The sequence below is a fragment of the Limnoglobus sp. genome (assembly GCF_059499385.1).
Genome location: NZ_JCABYM010000141.1, coordinates 1 through 15,501 on the forward strand (window position 1 = coordinate 1; position 15,501 = coordinate 15,501).

At 67.9% G+C, this 15,501-nt stretch carries 13 protein-coding genes; 7 read left to right on the forward strand and 6 right to left on the reverse strand.

The window, feature by feature from the left end; genetic code table 11:
* Window positions 1-141: 141 nt before the first annotated feature.
* The 5 genes from mutS to mobA all read right to left on the reverse strand — a co-directional run bounded on the left by mutS (window position 142) and on the right by mobA (window position 5,341).
* The gene (gene mutS / locus AC5JJ2_RS24305) at window positions 142-2,673 is read right to left on the reverse strand and encodes a DNA mismatch repair protein MutS (RefSeq protein WP_495860636.1); all 2,532 of its coding nucleotides are present in this window, start codon (window positions 2,671-2,673) and stop codon (window positions 142-144) included.
* A 358-nt stretch (window positions 2,674-3,031) separates the two neighbouring features.
* Window positions 3,032-3,460 (reverse strand): ATP-binding protein, encoded by a 429-nt coding sequence (locus AC5JJ2_RS24310; protein WP_495860637.1) that lies wholly within the window; start codon window positions 3,458-3,460, stop codon window positions 3,032-3,034.
* A gap of 54 nt (window positions 3,461-3,514) precedes the next feature.
* Window positions 3,515-3,877 carry an STAS domain-containing protein gene (locus tag AC5JJ2_RS24315; protein WP_149114707.1) on the reverse strand — a complete coding sequence of 121 codons (363 nt, stop codon included), beginning with the start codon at window positions 3,875-3,877 and terminating at the stop codon, window positions 3,515-3,517.
* A 104-nt stretch (window positions 3,878-3,981) separates the two neighbouring features.
* A complete protein-coding gene (locus AC5JJ2_RS24320) occupies window positions 3,982-4,659 on the reverse strand; it encodes a hypothetical protein (protein WP_495860638.1) in 678 nt (225 codons plus the stop codon).
* A 91-nt stretch (window positions 4,660-4,750) separates the two neighbouring features.
* Window positions 4,751-5,341 (reverse strand): molybdenum cofactor guanylyltransferase, encoded by a 591-nt coding sequence (gene mobA, locus AC5JJ2_RS24325; protein ID WP_495860639.1) that lies wholly within the window; start codon window positions 5,339-5,341, stop codon window positions 4,751-4,753.
* Between the two features lie 72 nt (window positions 5,342-5,413).
* Between mobA and AC5JJ2_RS24330 the strand changes: the two genes are divergently transcribed.
* From AC5JJ2_RS24330 to AC5JJ2_RS24340, 3 genes are all read left to right on the forward strand, one after another.
* On the forward strand, window positions 5,414-6,577 hold the full coding sequence (locus tag AC5JJ2_RS24330) for a leucine-rich repeat domain-containing protein (RefSeq protein ID WP_495860640.1): 1,164 nt from the start codon (window positions 5,414-5,416) through the stop codon (window positions 6,575-6,577).
* A gap of 248 nt (window positions 6,578-6,825) precedes the next feature.
* On the forward strand, window positions 6,826-7,701 hold the full coding sequence (gene hisG, locus AC5JJ2_RS24335; protein WP_495860641.1) for an ATP phosphoribosyltransferase: 876 nt from the start codon (window positions 6,826-6,828) through the stop codon (window positions 7,699-7,701).
* 86 nt (window positions 7,702-7,787) lie between these two features.
* Window positions 7,788-8,558 (forward strand): M90 family metallopeptidase, encoded by a 771-nt coding sequence (locus tag AC5JJ2_RS24340; RefSeq protein ID WP_495860642.1) that lies wholly within the window; start codon window positions 7,788-7,790, stop codon window positions 8,556-8,558.
* Window positions 8,559-8,695: 137 nt separating this feature from the next.
* On the opposite strand, the gene AC5JJ2_RS24345 is transcribed toward AC5JJ2_RS24340, so the two are convergent.
* A complete protein-coding gene (locus tag AC5JJ2_RS24345; RefSeq protein ID WP_495860643.1) occupies window positions 8,696-10,093 on the reverse strand; it encodes a S41 family peptidase in 1,398 nt (465 codons plus the stop codon).
* A gap of 211 nt (window positions 10,094-10,304) precedes the next feature.
* On the opposite strand from AC5JJ2_RS24345, the gene AC5JJ2_RS24350 reads away from it, so the two are divergent.
* The 4 genes from AC5JJ2_RS24350 to AC5JJ2_RS24365 all read left to right on the forward strand — a co-directional run bounded on the left by AC5JJ2_RS24350 (window position 10,305) and on the right by AC5JJ2_RS24365 (window position 15,420).
* Window positions 10,305-11,411: a TIGR03000 domain-containing protein gene (locus AC5JJ2_RS24350; RefSeq protein WP_495860644.1), complete on the forward strand. Its 1,107-nt coding sequence runs from the start codon at window positions 10,305-10,307 to the stop codon at window positions 11,409-11,411.
* Window positions 11,412-11,599: 188 nt separating this feature from the next.
* Window positions 11,600-12,604, forward strand: coding sequence for a 3-keto-disaccharide hydrolase (locus tag AC5JJ2_RS24355; protein ID WP_495860645.1), 1,005 nt, complete (start codon window positions 11,600-11,602; stop codon window positions 12,602-12,604).
* A 78-nt stretch (window positions 12,605-12,682) separates the two neighbouring features.
* Window positions 12,683-14,128, forward strand: a complete 1,446-nt coding sequence (locus AC5JJ2_RS24360; RefSeq protein ID WP_495860646.1) for a sulfatase — start codon at window positions 12,683-12,685, stop codon at window positions 14,126-14,128.
* Window positions 14,128-15,420, forward strand: a complete 1,293-nt coding sequence (locus AC5JJ2_RS24365; RefSeq protein ID WP_495860647.1) for a sulfatase-like hydrolase/transferase — start codon at window positions 14,128-14,130, stop codon at window positions 15,418-15,420. The genes AC5JJ2_RS24360 and AC5JJ2_RS24365 overlap by 1 nt, the downstream gene beginning before the upstream one ends.
* Window positions 15,421-15,501: the final 81 nt, after the last annotated feature.

The following is a 15,501-nucleotide window of genomic DNA, read 5'->3' on the forward strand; positions in this document are numbered from 1 at the left end:
TGGGGCTCCGGGGGGGGGGGGGTGGTTCCCCCCCGGGGGGGGGGGGGGCCTCGTGCGGGGGGGGGGGGCCCCGGCGGCGCCGCCCCCCCGGGGGGCCCCCCCCCCCCCCCCCACCACCCTACAAGAGTGCCGTGGCTCGAATCACCCCTCGTCGAACAAACTCGGCCCCGCTTGCTTCACCCGTCGCTTCGGGCTTTCCGGCGGGATCACTTCCACCGGCGGCTTCACCGCCCGCTTCGTGCGGACCAGCTTCGTCGTCGTCGGAACCGGCTTCGCTTCCAGCGCGGCCAGCACCTCCTCCGCGCGGGCCAACACGTCCTCCGGCACGCCGGCCAGCCGCGCGACGTGGATGCCGTAACTCTTGTCCGCGTTGCCGGGGGCGATCTTGTGAAGGAAGATCACCTCCTTCGCCAGTTCCTGCACCTGCACGTTGTAGTTGCGGAGGTTCGGCAGCGTCTCGGACAGGATCGCGAGTTCGTGGTAGTGCGTGGCGAACAGCGTCCGGCAGCCGACGGCCGAGTGAAGGTGCTCGGTGATGGCCCACGCCAGCGAGACGCCGTCGTAGGTGCTCGTGCCGCGGCCGATCTCGTCGAGGATGACCAGGCTGTGCGGCGTCGCGTTGTTCAGGATGTTCGCCGCCTCCGTCATCTCGACCATGAACGTGCTCTGCCCGCGGCTTAGCTCGTCGCTCGCCCCGACGCGGGTGAAGACGCGGTCGGTCAGGCCGATGGTGGCGGCCGCGGCCGGGACGAAGCTGCCGACCTGCGCGAGCAGCGTGACGAGCGCGACCTGGCGGATGAACGTGGACTTCCCGGCCATGTTCGGCCCGGTGATGAGCCAGAACAGGCCGTCGGCGTCGCCGAACCGGGCGTCGTTCGGCACGAACGTCCCCGGCGGCAGCGTCTGGTCGAGGACCGGGTGACGGCCCTCACGAATGTCGAGAACCGGCTCGGCGACGATGTTCGGTCGAACGAAGTTCCGCGACGCGGCGACCTCGGCGAGTGACTGCAGCGCGTCCACCGTCGCCAGCGTCTCGGCCGTTGTCAGCAGCCGGTGCGTCTGCGCGGCGACGTGGTTGCGAATCTGCGTGAACAGTTCCAGCTCGAGCGCCTTCGCCTTGTCGTCGGCGGAGAGAATCTTCTCCTCGTACTCGCGGAGTTCGCTCGTGTAGTACCGCTTCGCCCCCTTGAGCGTCTTCTGGTGCTTGTAGTTCTCCGGCACGCGGGTCTCGTTCGCGTTCGTGATCTCCAGGTAGTACCCGTCGATCTGGTTGTACCCGACCTTCAGGCTGTTGATCGCGGTCCGCGTGATCTCGGCCGCCTGGTACTGGAGGATCCAGTCCTTGCCGGACTTCGCGAGCGTGCGGAGGTGGTCGAGTTCGGCGTGGTACCCCTCGCGGATCAGCCCGCCGTCCTTCGCGGATTGGGGAAGCTCGTCCCGCAGCGAGGCGTCGAGCAGCTCGCGGAGGTCGGGGCAGAGTTCGAGCTTGGCGTCCAACTCCGCGAGTAGGGCCGACCGGCGGGCGGTGAGTTTCGCCTTGAATTTCGGGAGCAGGCGAAGCGTCCGCGCGATCGCGCCGAGGTCGCGGGGCGTGGCCCGGCCGGTCGAGGCGCGGGTCGTCAGCCGTTGCAGGTCGGACGCTGTTTCGAGCAACTCGCGGAGGTCGCCGCGGAGTTGGTGCTCTTTGAGCAACTCTTCCACCGCGTCGAGCCGGGCGTCGATCGCGGTCACGCTGTTGAACGGGGCGAGAAGGGCGTCGTGCAGGAACCGCGCCCCCATCGGCGTGACGGTGCGGTCCATCACGGACAGCAGCGATCCCTCGCGGCTGTTGTCCCGCAGCGTCCGCGTCAGTTCGAGGCTGCGGCGGGTGACTTCGTCGAGAACGAGGTGCGATTCCGCGCGGTACCGCGTGAGTCGGCGGACGTGGCCGAGGCCGGCCTTCAGCGTCTCTTGCAGGTACTGGAGAATCGCGCCGGCCGCGAGCAGGCACGGCTGGCCGTCGTCGAACCCGAACCCGGTAAACGTGGACACGGCGAAGTGCTGTCGCAAGGCGGCGGTCGCCGTCGTCGGGTCGAACGTCCAGTCCGGCCGCGGCGTCGTGGACCGCGGCGGCTGGGCGGCGAACAGGGCCGCGATGCCGTCGGCGTCCGACTCCGGCAGCAGGCACTCGGCCGTCACGACGCGGGCGAGTTCGTCCGCGAGCCGGACCGGGTCCACGTCGCACGCGGAGAACGTTCCGGTGGACGGATCGACCCACGCGAGGCCGACGGCCCCCGCCTTGTTCCGCACGACGGCCGCGAGGTGGTTCGCCCGCCGCGGGTCGAGGAGTTCGTCCTCGGTGATCGTCCCGGCCGTGACGACGCGGTTCACCTCCCGCCGGATGAGCTTCTTGCCGGGGCCGGGTTCCTCCATCTGCTCGCAGACGGCGACCCGCTGGCCGGCCCGGATGAGGACGCCGAGGTAGTGGTCGAGCTTCTCGACCGGCACGCCGGCCATCGGGACCTTCTCGTCCCGCTTCGTGAGCCGGATGCCGAGGATGCGGGAGCCGACGACGGCGTCGTCCTCGAAGAGTTCGTAGAAGTCGCCGTTGCGGAACATCACCATTGCGCCGGGGTGGGCGGTCTTCGCGTCCCAGTACTGCTGCATCATCGGCGTCAGCGGCGCGTCGGGCATGGAACCGTCAACCTCCGTACTTGCTCGTCGGCCGTCCCGCACTGTCGGGAACCGGATTGCCGTCACCACCTCTTTACCCCGAAGGGGTTACACATGTCAGCCCGGGGCAACGCCCTGGGTACGGGTCCCACCCGACGCAACAAGCCCTGAAAGGGCGAAAGAGTGTTCCGCCCTTTCAGGGCTTGTTGCCGTTCCATGCGGTCCCACCCAGGGCGTTGCCCCGGGCTGACATGTGTAACCCCTTCGGGGTAAAGTCGGGCCGCGGCGTCGAGTACGAACGGTCAGTCTAGCGGCCTCACCTCCGCCCGAAAATGCACGAAGCCCGCCGACGGGCGGGCTTCTCCGGAATCCGGCCGGATTATTCCTCTTCCGGCGGCGACTTGTGCTTGGTCATCGTCACCACGTTCCCCCGGCCGTGGTACCGCACGTCCGTCATGAAGCACCGGATCATGTACAGCCCGCGGCCGCAGGCCCGCTCCAGGTTCTCCGGCATCGTCGGGTCGGGCACGTCGTCCGGGTTGAACCCGGCCCCCTCGTCCTCGATCCGCACGTCGAACTTCTCCGGCGTGATCGCGTAGTGCAGCGCCACCCGCTTGTCGGCGTCGAGCTGGTTGCCGTGCTTCATCGCGTTGACGAGCGCCTCCTCCATGGCCAGCTCGATGTGGAACATGTCCCGCTCGCCGAACCCGTTCGCCGCCAGCGAGTCCTTGATCTCGGACTGCACCCGGCGAACTTCCGCGAGTTCGGTGGGGAGGGTCTCGTCAACGGTCACGGACGTGGAGTGCATAGGCGGCACGGCGGGAAAAGCGAACGGGCGGGCGTCGCCGTCCGCCCGTTTCTTTTAGAAGGAGTTCAGCCCCGTCGCCTCGTCCTTCACGATCTTGAGCATCTTGTCGAGCTTCGTGAGGGTGAAGATTTCCAGGATCGCCTTCGAGATGTTGCACAGGATCAGCTTCCCCTGCACCTGGGCCAGCCGCTGGTGCAGCCGGATTAGCTTGCCGAGGGCGGCGGACGACATGAACTCGACGTTCGAGAAGTTCAGCAAGAGCTTCCGCCGGCCGAGTTCGTCCACCAGCCGGAACAGGTCGTCGCCGATCATCTGGATGTTCTGCTCGTCCAGAATCTTCTTATCGACGAAGTTGACGACCGTAACGTCGCCGATGTCCTCGACCACGAGCCGTTGGCGGCGGGGTTGGGACGACATGGTGAACTCCAGGGACTGAGGCGCACGCGAGTAATGACGTTGATTGTTGAGGGTGGGCCGCACCCTGTCAAGGCGCGGCCGGTCGGATTTCCCCGCCCGCCGCGTCAGGCCAGCACCGGCAGCGACACGAGCGGGCCGGGGGCGACCGGCACGGCGGCGTGGTCGTGGGCCAGCCGGTCGAGTTCCGCCACCAGCTCCGGCCCGAAGTAGTACGCGACCTCCTCGCGGGTCGATTCGTAGATCGTCGGCCCCTGGTCCTGGCAGACGAGATCGTTAAGCTCGAACTCGACCGCCGGCCGCAGCACCCCTTCGCCGTGGCAGAGCGGGAAGAACAGGCAGACCATCGGCTTGATGTCGTGAACGTCGATGCCCCGCTCGAGGGCGAACCGGTGGATGCGGCAGCCGCGGCCGGCCGGGTCGAGGAACACGCACGCCTCCCGGACGTGCGGCGACCGGTCCCGCGGCAGCGCCACGACGGCCGTGCGGGTGTACTCGCCGCCGGGGTACTCCGGCTCCGGCACGAACCCGATGTCGTCCGGGTCGTCGCGGAACCACTCGGCCCGCGGGACGCCGAGGTACGCCTCCAGTTCGGCCTGGTGTCGCTCCAGCGCGCGGACGCGCGGCGTCTCGATGTCCGCCCCGTACTGGCAGCAGGCGTCGTGGCAGAACGTGCAGTCCATGCACTTGGCGAAGTACCGGTACGCGAAGACGCGGGTGTCCACCTGACTCAGCACCGGCGCGCCGTACCGGGACGGGTACGCGCGGGAAAGCGACACGATCATTTGGGGGTTCCGACACCGTGGGCAGTGACGTGAGAGGAATCGACGAATTGTGCGGTCCGTTCGTGGAAAAATCAACGCCGATTTTTCCCGCTCACGCCGGATTCCGAAACGCTTCATACTCCGCGGGCGTGTTGGCGTTTCGTAGCGAATCTAACGCCGGGTCCGCGGCCCGCAGCTCGGCCTGCTCCAGCCTGCGCACCCGGAGCCGGTCGAGCATCGTTCGCACGGCGAGAATGTGAGTCGATAGGGCGGCGTCCACGGCGGCGAGCGTGGGTTCGACGTGGTAGGCCGCGGACAGGGGGTGCGGTCGGCCGCCGGCGTGCGGCACGGCCGCGTCGAAGTCTTCCAACCGGTCGATCAGCAACCGCACGAAGTCCGGCCGCAACAGCGGCACGTCGCACGCGGAGACGAACGCGATTTCCGTCCCGACGGCCCGCAGGCCGGCCGCCATCCCTTGAAGGGGCCCGCGGTCGGGGCGTTCGTCCCGGACGACCCACACGCCGGCCGGCAACGGCGGCAAATCCTGCCCGTCCGCGGCGACCACGACGACCGGCGACACGATTTCGCCGAGGACGCGGACGACCCGCGGCAGCAGCAGTTCGCCCTCGAACGGCAGCCACGCCTTCGGCCGGCCCATCCGGGCCGAGTGCCCGCCGCACAGCACAACCCCGCCGACCGTCACGTTCGCCTCGGTTGTTAGTTTCCGCCCGACCGGGCGTTGGTTAAGATGGCCCCGCCCCTCGGAGCAATCGTCATGTCCCGGCCGTTCGCGTTCATCCTACTCGGTTCGCTCGCCGCCCTCGCAACAGCCCAGGACAAAAAGCCGGTCGCCGACGACGCCGCGAAGGCAGAGGCGGCGGCGATCCAGGCGGTCGAGAAGCTCGGCGGCCGGATCGTGCGGGACGTGAGCCTGAACGCCCCGGCCCCGAAAGCCGGCGAGCGCCGCGGCCGCTCCCCGGTCATCACCGTCGTGTTCGACAACGCCTCCGTCAAGAAGGTCGATCTCACCGTGTTCGCGGCCGGATTCCCGAACCTGCGGTACATCGGCCTGGAAAGCGTGACGGACGCCGACGACGTGCTGAAGCAGCTCGACAAGCTGCCGAAGTTGAAGGCGCTGAACCTCAGCCGGTCGAAGTTCTCCGACGCCGCGTTCGCCGCCGTCGGGAAGCTCGCCGAGTTGGAGGAACTCATCCTCGACGGCACGGCCGTGTCCGCCGCGGCGATGAAGACGCTCGCCCCGCTGAAGAAGCTGCACAAGCTGACGCTCGCGGAAGCAGAAATCGACGACACGGCCGCGAAGGAACTCGTTTCGCTCACCGGGCTTCGCCGCGTGATCCTGACGGACACGAAGTTGACGCTCGCCGGGTCGCCGAGTTGGGCGGCGCTACCGGAACTCGAAGTCGTCGATCTGACCCGCTGCCCGGTCGGGGACGACGGGCTGAAGGCGGTCGCGGCCGCGCCGAAGCTGCGCGAGTTGGAACTCGCCGGCGCGAAGGTGACGGACGCCGGGCTGGGAGTGTTAACGAATGCGAAGGCGCTCCGGCGGCTGGTGCTGACGGACACGGAACTGAAGGGGACCGGCACGGACCTGCTGCCGCAGACGCTGGAAGACCTGGCCCTCGGCGGCACGGAACTGGCCGACGCCGGGCTTCGCCGCGTCGGGACGTTGCAGGGGCTGAAGAAGCTGATGCTCGTCAACACGTCGATGACCGACGCCGGCCTGAAAGTCCTCGCGACGCTGCCGAAGCTGGAGGAACTGCACGTCGAGGGAGCGGCAATCAGCGACACCGGCGTCGGCGAGTTGGCGCGGACGAAGACGCTCAAGCGGGTCACGTTCGCGAAGACGAAGGTGACGAAGGCCGGCGTGGACACGCTCAAGAAGGCGTTGCCGGACGCGACCGTCAGCCTCGGCATATAGCGGTGGCCTTGGCCACCGTGCGGGTTCGAGTCTTCGAGAACCCGCGAGGGCCTACCCGATCCGGAAACGTTCCTCCCATCGCAACCCCGTTCCCGCGGGCGTGAGCGCCTTCCTCCCGCGTGAACGTCCCTCCCGTCGCACTCAGTTCCCCGCGGTAGGCAGGTCGTGCGGGTTCTCGAAGACTCGAACCCGCACCCCCGGCAAGCCGGGGGCTATATGTCGATTGCCCATCTCCATACACCAACCGCATGACCAACACCCTGAAACTCGGCATCCCCGCGGGGTCGCTCCAGGAGGCGACGGCCGACCTGTTCCGCAAGGCCGGCTACAAGCTCACGTTCGCCGGCCGCAGCTACTACCCGAGCATCGACGACGCGGACATCCACTGCACGCTCATCCGCGCGCAGGAGATGGCCCGGTACGTGCAGAACGGCTCGCTCGACTGCGGCCTCACCGGGCACGACTGGGTCGTCGAGAACGACGCGGACGTGACGGAGCTGGCCGAACTCGTGTTCAGCAAGGTCAGTCGCCGCCCGGTGCGGTGGGTACTGGCCGTGCCGAACGACTCGCCGGTGCAGGGGCCGAAGGACCTGCAAGGCAAGCGGATCGCGACCGAGGTGGTGAACATCACGCGGAAGTGGCTCGCGTCCCACGGCGTCACCGCGAACGTCGAGTTCAGTTGGGGGGCGACCGAGGTGAAGCCGCCGAAGTTGGCCGACGCCATCGTCGAGGTGACGGAGACGGGCAGCAGCCTGAAGGCGAACAACCTCCGCATCGTGTGCGACATCTTGCAGAGTACGACGCGGTTCATTTCCAACAACGCCGCCGCCCGCGACCCGTGGAAGCGGCAGAAGATGGACGACCTGATCCTCATGCTCAAGGGGGCGATGGCCGCCGAGGGGAAGGTCGGCCTCATGATGAACGTGAAGCGGGAGCAGCTCGACTCGGTGCTGGCGATGCTGCCGGCGTTGCAGACGCCGACGATCTCGAGCCTGTCGGACGCGGCGTGGGTGGACGTGAACACGATCCTCGACGAGGCGGAGGTCCGCCGCATCATCCCGCGGCTGAAGGCCGCCGGCGGTTGGGGAATCGTCGTTTACCCGCTTACCAAGATATTCTACTGACAAATTATAGCCGCCGGCTTGCGGGGGGGTTTTGGGAGCCGCAAACCCCGCCGGCAAGCCGGCGGCTATATAGGACGAGACGTTGCATGTTCTCCTGGCTCCGCAACCGCCGCCGCCGTCGCCTCCTCGCGGAGCCGTTCCCGCCGCACTGGGACGCCACCCTCCGCAAGAACGTCAAGCACTACTCGCTGCTCGCGCCCTCGGAGCAGGCGAAGTTCCGCGACATCCTCCGCGTCCTCGTCGCGGAGAAAATTTGGGAGTCGGCCCGCGGGTTCCACGTCACCGAAGAGATGAAGCTCACCGTCGCCGGGCAGGCGGGCTTGCTGTTGCTGGGGCAGGCCGACCACGACTACTTCGCCCGCGTGCCGTCGGTCGTGGTGCATCCGGGGCAGTTCCGCCGGCCGGATCCGGAAGACCCGACGGTCGAGGACGAGGTGACGGATGAAATTGTGGACGGCCTCGCCAGCTACCGCGGGCCGGTCGTGGTCGGGTGGGAGCAGGTGCTGCACGAGGCCCGGAACCCGGAAGAGGGGTACAGCGTCGTCGTCCACGAATTCGCCCACCAGCTCGACTTCCTGGACGAGTACACCGACGGCACGCCGCCGCTGCCGACGAAGGCGGACGAGGAGCGGTGGGCGAAGGTCATGACGGCGGCGCTGGGGAAGCACCGCAAGGAGCTGGATGGGGGAATCGAGACGTTCTTCTCGGAGCAGGCGGGGGACAGCGAGTCGGAGTTCTTCGCGGACGCGGCCGAGGCGTTCTTCTGCAAGCCGGCCGACCTGCGGGCCGAGGAGCCGGACGTGTACGCGGTGCTGGCGAAGTTCTTCGGCGTCGAGCCGGTCGATTGGTTCCGTTAAGGTGTCGCTTCAAGACCGCTGCCGTCCCTGGGACCGCGGGCGTCCCGCCCGCTTCGCTTCCCGTCACGTGGGACAGGTCCCCGTTGTCGGGAAGGTAGGCGGGCGGGACGCCCGCGGTCCCAGCATATGAAATCGCCCTAACTAGCCACTCCGACCGCCGGCAGTTGCCCCACGCCGTTGAGCTTCTTGCGGAGGTGTTCGAGCGCCTTCTCCAGCACCGGGTCCTTGTACCCCTTCGGCAGCGCCAGCTCCGGCTTCGCCGCGGCCGGCGGGGCCGTCGGCGCGACGCCGGGCTTGCCCGGCAGCGTGTTCCATTGCTTCACCTGAATGCCGTACTGCTTCCACTGCTCGTCGCTCAACTCGACCTTCAGCCCGGCGTCCGGCTCGATGCCCACGTCCGAACTCGGGCCGCCCTTGATGCCCCGCTGGAGGTGCTTGCCGGACGGCGTCAGCCACACCTCCGTCGTCACCTTCACGGCCCCGCCCTCGGGCAGGTCGAACACCTTCTGCACGCTCCCCTTGCCGTAGGTCCGCGCGCCGACGACGACGGCCCGGCCGTTGTCCTGCAGCGCCCCGGCGACGATCTCGCTGGCGCTCGCGCTGCCCTGGTTCACGAGTACGGCCATCGGCCGGTCGGCGGCCTTCTCGAACGGCTTGCCGTCGTCGCGGGCCGCCCAGGACTTCTGGCTGCCGCGGACCTTCGTGGTCACGATCCCGCCGCCGGCCAGGAACAGCTCCGCCACGTCGATCGCCTCGTTCAACAGCCCGCCGGGGTTGTCCCGCAAGTCGAGGACGTACGCCTTCGCCCCGGCCGCCTCGCACTGGTCGAGGGCGGCCTTCAGGTCCTTGGTCGTCTTCCCGCTGAACGACGCCACCCGGATCATCGCGATCTTGTTCGCCGGGTCGGCCATGAACTCCCACTTGACCGGGTTCGCCGGGTCGCGGGTCACGCCGGTGACGACCGGGTGCTCGATCATCGCCCGCGTCAGCGTGATCGCCTCCGGCTCCTTCGCGCCGGCCCGGAGCATCGTCAGCGTCACCTTCGTCCCCGGCTTGCCGAGGATGAGCTTGCGGGCGTCCTCCGTCTTCATGTGCTCCGCGGTCACGTCGTTGACCTTCAAGATGATGTCGCCCGGCTGGATCCCGGCGTCGTAGGCCGGGCTGTTCGGCAGCGGCGTCTCGATGACCAGGTGCTTCTGCGTCCCGTCCGAGATCGTCATGATGAACCCGACCCCGCCGAACTCCCCCTGGCTCTGCTTCTCGAACTCCTTGAGCATGTCCGGGTTCAGGTACACGGAGTGCTCGTCGAGCTGGTGCAGCCCGCCGTTGATCATGTTCTCGACGAGCTTCTGCTTCTTCTCGTCGTCCAGGTCCACGACGTAGTTCTGCTCGACCTCGGCCAGCACGTCGGCGATGAGCCGCATCCGCTTGTAGTCGCCGTCCTTCGGCAGCGCGGCCGAGGCGTACCGGAGCGTCAGCCCGGCGACGAGGGCCGTGGGCAGGATCAACAACCAGGCGAGGTTCCAACGGGACATGTCGCGCTCCGGGGGTCGCACTACAACCGCTACACTTTATCGTCCGCTACGGGGCCTGTTCTGCGGATTATAGCTTTCATGCGCGATGATCGGGAGCCGAACGCCGGGCGGGTGTGGAGTTTGTTCTTTTTCCCTCAAGCCGTTTTGACGGCCCAAATTCCCAGGGTTACGTTTCCGGCAGAGGTTCCGCAAACTCCCGGATGGCGCTCCCATGTATTCCCTCGTGTTGATGACCGCGATGACGACGGCCCCGAGCGGGCCGGAATTCAACGGCTACTTCCGCGACCTGTTCGCCGGCCGGAACTGCTCGGCCGAGAGCCGGTCGGCCAGTTGCAACGGGTGCTGCGGCGGCATCTTCTGCGGCCGGATCATCTCGTTCTTCAGCTTCGGCGGGTGCAACGGCTCCTGCACCGGCCGCAGCCTGGCGTCGTGCAGCGGTTCCTGCGCCGGCTCGCTGCCGGCGTACTCCTGCACCGGCGGCCTCGCCGCGGCCCCCGCGTTCTCCTGCACCGGCGGCGGGATGCCGAGCTACCCGACGGAGTTCGGCGCGCCCTACGCCACGCCGATGCCTGCGTACTACGGCGGCCCGACGACGTTCGGCTGCTCCGGCGGCGGCGTCCCGATGGTCCCGTACAGCACCCCGATGCCGGCCGAGCCGATGCTCCCGCCGACGCGGCTGGAGAACACCAGCCTGGGGCTGAAGAACGTCCTGCCGACGCCGGGCGGCCCGGCCGCGAACCGGGCGACGGTCGTGGTCCGACTGCCGGGCGACGCGAAGTTGTACGCGGAGAACCAACTGCTCGAACTGACCTCCGGCGAGCGGACGTTCGTGACGCCGGAGCTGCCGACGGGCAAGGAGTACGCGTACAGCTTCAAGATCGAGTACGACCGCAACGGCCGGACGCTGAGCGAGGCGCAGAAGATCACCGTGACGGCCGGGAAGACGAGCACGGTGGTGTTCGACGACCTGACGCTCGGGGCGAAGCCGAAGTCGGGGAACACGGCCGTGGTCGCGAAGCCGGACGAGCCGACGAAGCCGGTGTCGAACGAGAAGGGCGTGCCGGCCCGGATCACGGTGAAGGTCCCGGACAACGCGGTGCTGTACATCGACGGCAAGAAGAACGAGAAGACCGGCGGCCAGCGGGAGTTCACGACGCCGCCGCTGCCGGCCGGGAAGGAGTTCTCCTACGCGATGAAGCTCGAAACGACGAAGGACGGCCGCGCGGAGGAAGTGCTTCAGAAGGTGGTCTTCCAGGCCGGGGAGACGCTGACCGTGGACTTCACGGACGCGACCGCCGAGCGGCGGGCGGGGAAGTAAGCGAGCGACCATAGTAGTAGGCACACTCCGTGTGCCGTCTCGTCGAACGACCCGGCGACCTCACAGAGGTTTCCGGGGCGTTCAGCCGGACGGCACACGGAGTGTGCCTACTACTATTTGTGGCCGGTCCCTGCCATTTTTGCACAATAACGCCCGTCGCTTCCCCCGCCTCCCACCCCGAGGTTCGCATGTTCCGCCTCTTCCTCGCCGTGCTGTTCGCCGCCGGCGCGACCGCCGCCGTCGCCCAGGACAAGAAGCCGCCCCGCATCGCCGTCAACGACCCGGCCAAGCTGAAGGACGACGCCGACTTCGCCACCCAGGGCGAGTACGAGGGCGAAATCAAGGTCGGCGACGACACCCAGAAGGCCGGCGTCCAGGTGATCGCCCGCGGGAGCGGGAAGTTCGAGGTGAAGGCGTTCCTCGGCGGGCTGCCCGGCGTCGGCGACGCGGCCGACGTGAAGAAGGGGACGGCCGTGCGGGACGGGGCGAAGGTCGTCGTGAAAGACGAGGAAGGCAAGGAAGTCGGCGAGATCGCCGACGGCGTGTTCACCATCAAGACTAACAAGGCCGAGGCGACGCTGAAGAAGGTCGAGCGGAAATCGCCGACGCTCGGCGCGAAGCCGCCGGAGGGGGCGGTCGTCCTGTTCGCCGACGAGAAGGACGTGGGCAACTGGGAGAACGGGAAGGCCGCGGAGCTGTCCGACGGCAAGTTCCTCGCCGCGTCCAGCCCGCGGAGCAAGACGGCGTTCCAGAGCTTCACGGCGCACGTCGAGTTCCGCCTCGCGTGGATGCCGAACTCGACCGGACAGGGCCGCAGCAACAGCGGCGTCTACCTCCAGGACCGGTACGAGCTGCAAGTCCTCGACAGCTTCGGCCTGTCCGGCGAGAACAACGAGTGCGGCGGGTTCTACACGCTCAGCAAGCCGAAGGTGAACATGTGCCTGCCGCCGATGACCTGGCAGACCTACGACATCGAGTTCACGGCCGCCGAGTTCGACGGGAAGAAGAAGACGAAGAACGCGCGGGCCGTGGTGAAGCACAACGGCGTGTTGATCCAGGACTTCGAGTTCCCGAAGCTGACGCCCGGCGGGAAGTTCAAGGAGGAGGTTCCGGACGCGGGGGCGCTGTACTTCCAGGACCACGGCGACCCGGTGGTGTACCGCAACGTGTGGGTGGTGGAGAAGAAGAAGTAGTTGGTGGTGTGAACGCTTCCCCACCGACGTTCGTCGGTGGGCTTTCGCCCACTTTTTTACCCTTCCAGGAACCCGCCGATGCGCCTCCTCTCCGCGTTGCTGCTCGCGTTCGTTTCCTTGCCGGCGGTCGCGGCCGAGAAGATGAACGTCCTGTTCATCGTCTCCGACGACCTCACGAACAACACCCTCGGCTGCTACGGCAGCCCGCACGGGAAGTCGCCGAACATCGACAAGCTCGCCGCGAAGGGCGTGCGGTTCGACCGGGCGTACTGCCAGTTCCCACTGTGCAACCCCAGCCGGGCGTCGTTCCTCACCGGGCTGCGGCCGGACCAGCTCAAGGTCTACGAGAACACCACGCAACTGCGGAAGACCGTGCCGGACGCGCAGAGCCTCCCGCAGACGTTCCGCAAGGCCGGGTACTTCGTCGCCCGCGTCGGCAAGCTGTACCACTACGGCGTGCCCGCGCAGATCGGCACGGACGGCCTCGACGACCCGCCGTCGTGGGAGAAGACCGTCAACCCCCGCGGGTTCGACAAGGACGACGAGGACGCCAACCGCATCTTCACGCTCAGCCCGATGGGCAAGGGGTCCGGCCGGTTCGGCGGCACGCTCAGTTGGCTCGCGTCCGCCGGCAAGGACGAGGAACAGACCGACGGCAAGATCGCCCGCGAGGTCGGCAAGTTGCTGGAGGAAAAGAAGGGCCAGCCGTTCTTCCTGGCCTGCGGTTTCTTCCGCCCGCACACGCCCTACGTCGCCCCGAAGAAATACTTCGAGATGTACCCGCCGGAGAAGTTCGAGCTGCCGAAGGTTCCGGCCGGGCACATGGCCGCCGGCCCGGCCCCGGCGTTCGGCAGCGCCAAGAAGGAGCAGGAGAAGCTGACCGACGATCTCCGCCGGCAGGCGCTCCAGGCGTACCACGCCTCGACGACGTTCATGGACGCCCAGGTCGGCCACGTCCTCGACACGCTGGACAAGCACAACCTCGCGGACAAGACGATCGTGGTGTTCATCAGCGACCACGGCTACCACCTCGGCGAGCACGGGCTGTGGCAGAAGATGAGCCTGTTCGAGAACTCCGCCCGCGTGCCGCTGATCGTCTACGACCCGCGGGCGAAGGCGAACGGCAAGGTGTCGAAGCGGACGGTCGAACTCGTGGACTTGCACCCGACGCTCGCGGACCTGTGCGGCCTGGACGCGCCGGCCGTCCTCACCGGCAGGAGCGTGAAGCCGCTGCTGGACGACCCCGCGGCGGCGTGGGACAAGCCGGCGTTCACGCAGGTCAGCCGCGGCACGCCGACCGGCACGGGCGAGGTCCGGCCGAAGGCGCAGCCGTGGTTCATGGGGTACAGCGTCCGCGCCGACCGGTTCCGGTACACGGAATGGGACGAGGGCAAGAAGGGGGCGCAGCTCTTCGACTACGAGACGGACCCGAACGAGTTGACGAACCTCGCGGCCGACCCAAAGTTCGCGGATACCGTGAAGGATTTGAAGTCCAAACTCGCCATCGCGAAGGGGGTGAAGTAATGCGGTTCCTCCTCTCTCTGGCCCTCGTTTCCCTCGCGGCGTCCGCGGCCGTCGCGGCCCCGCCGAACGTCGTCATGATTATCGGCGACGACCAAGGCTGGACCGACTACGGGTTCATGGGCCACCCGCAGATCAAGACGCCGCACCTCGACAAGCTGGCCTCGCAGTCGCTCGTCTTCAAACGCGGCTACGTCCCGAGCAGCCTCTGCCGGGCGAGCCTCGCGACGATGATTACGGGCCTGTACCCGCACCAGCACCTCATCACGTCCAACGACCCGCCCGCGCCGGTCAATCCGGGGCCGGGCGGCGCGACGAAGGACGCGAAGTACCTCGCCGACCGGGCGCGGATGGTGGCGAACTTCGAGAAGTCGCCGAACCTCGCGAAGCTGCTCGGCGCGGCCGGCTACCTCAGCCACCAGTCCGGCAAGTGGTGGGAGGGGAACGCCTGTCGGTGCGGCGGCTTCACGGAAGGCATGACCCACGGCGACCCGGCGAAGGGCGGCCGGCACGGCGATCTCGGCCTGAAGATCGGCCGCGAGGGGCTGAAGGCGGTGACCGACTTCGTCCACGAGTCGAAGGGGAAGCCGTTCTACCTGTGGTACGCGCCGATCATGCCGCACCAGCCGCACACCCCGCCGGACCGGTTGCTCGCGAAGTACAAGGACAAGCACGAGTCGCCGATGGTGGCGAAGTACTGGGCCATGTGCGAGTGGTTCGACGAGACGGTCGGCGAACTGCTGTCCCACCTGGAGAAGGAGGGCGTGGCCGAAAACACGGTCGTCGTCTACCTGCACGACAACGGCTGGATTCAGGACCCGAAGGCGGCGAAGTACGCGGCGAAGTCGAAGCAGTCGCCCTACGACGGCGGCTTGCGGACGCCGATCCTGGTCCGCTGGCCGGGCAAGGTGACGCCGGGCGAAAGCACGGCGTTGGCGAGTTCGATCGACCTCGCGCCGACGATCCTGGCCGCGTGCGGGCGGAAGCCGACGGCCGACATGCCGGGCGTGAACCTGTTGGACGCGGCGGCCGTCGCGAAGCGGGACGCGCTGTTCGGCGAGATTTTCGAGCACAACGCGGTGGACATCGACAAGCCGGCCGCGAACGTGAAGTACCGGTGGGTGATCGAGAAGAACTGGAAGCTGATCGTGCCGAACAAGGCGCGCGTGCCGGCGGGGGAGGTGGAGCTGTACGACCTGTCGGCCGACCCGCGCGAGGAGACGAACCTCGCGGCGAAGCACGCGGACACGGCCGCGGCGCTGGCGAAGAAGCTCGACGCGTGGTGGAAGCCGTGACACCTAACCGCCGCAAGGCGGGTTTGGGTTTTGTTCCCTCCCCCCTTGGGGGGGAGGGTTAGGGAGGGGGGTGAGTTCCCT

What these genes read in the sequence shown, in the direction of transcription:
- AC5JJ2_RS24340 (WP_495860642.1), top strand. Translation starts at nt 7,788, where the DNA reads ATGTTCTCCTGGCTCCGCAACCGCCGCCGCCGTCGCCTCCTCGCGGAG.
- AC5JJ2_RS24320 (WP_495860638.1), bottom strand. Translation starts at nt 4,659, where the DNA reads ATGATCGTGTCGCTTTCCCGCGCGTACCCGTCCCGGTACGGCGCGCCG.
- AC5JJ2_RS24330 (WP_495860640.1), top strand. Translation starts at nt 5,414, where the DNA reads ATGTCCCGGCCGTTCGCGTTCATCCTACTCGGTTCGCTCGCCGCCCTC.
- AC5JJ2_RS24355 (WP_495860645.1), top strand. Translation starts at nt 11,600, where the DNA reads ATGTTCCGCCTCTTCCTCGCCGTGCTGTTCGCCGCCGGCGCGACCGCC.
- hisG (WP_495860641.1), top strand. Translation starts at nt 6,826, where the DNA reads ATGACCAACACCCTGAAACTCGGCATCCCCGCGGGGTCGCTCCAGGAG.
- mutS (WP_495860636.1), bottom strand. Translation starts at nt 2,673, where the DNA reads ATGCCCGACGCGCCGCTGACGCCGATGATGCAGCAGTACTGGGACGCG.
- AC5JJ2_RS24365 (WP_495860647.1), top strand. Translation starts at nt 14,128, where the DNA reads ATGCGGTTCCTCCTCTCTCTGGCCCTCGTTTCCCTCGCGGCGTCCGCG.
- AC5JJ2_RS24360 (WP_495860646.1), top strand. Translation starts at nt 12,683, where the DNA reads ATGCGCCTCCTCTCCGCGTTGCTGCTCGCGTTCGTTTCCTTGCCGGCG.
- AC5JJ2_RS24310 (WP_495860637.1), bottom strand. Translation starts at nt 3,460, where the DNA reads ATGCACTCCACGTCCGTGACCGTTGACGAGACCCTCCCCACCGAACTC.
- AC5JJ2_RS24345 (WP_495860643.1), bottom strand. Translation starts at nt 10,093, where the DNA reads ATGTCCCGTTGGAACCTCGCCTGGTTGTTGATCCTGCCCACGGCCCTC.
- AC5JJ2_RS24315 (WP_149114707.1), bottom strand. Translation starts at nt 3,877, where the DNA reads ATGTCGTCCCAACCCCGCCGCCAACGGCTCGTGGTCGAGGACATCGGC.
- AC5JJ2_RS24350 (WP_495860644.1), top strand. Translation starts at nt 10,305, where the DNA reads ATGTATTCCCTCGTGTTGATGACCGCGATGACGACGGCCCCGAGCGGG.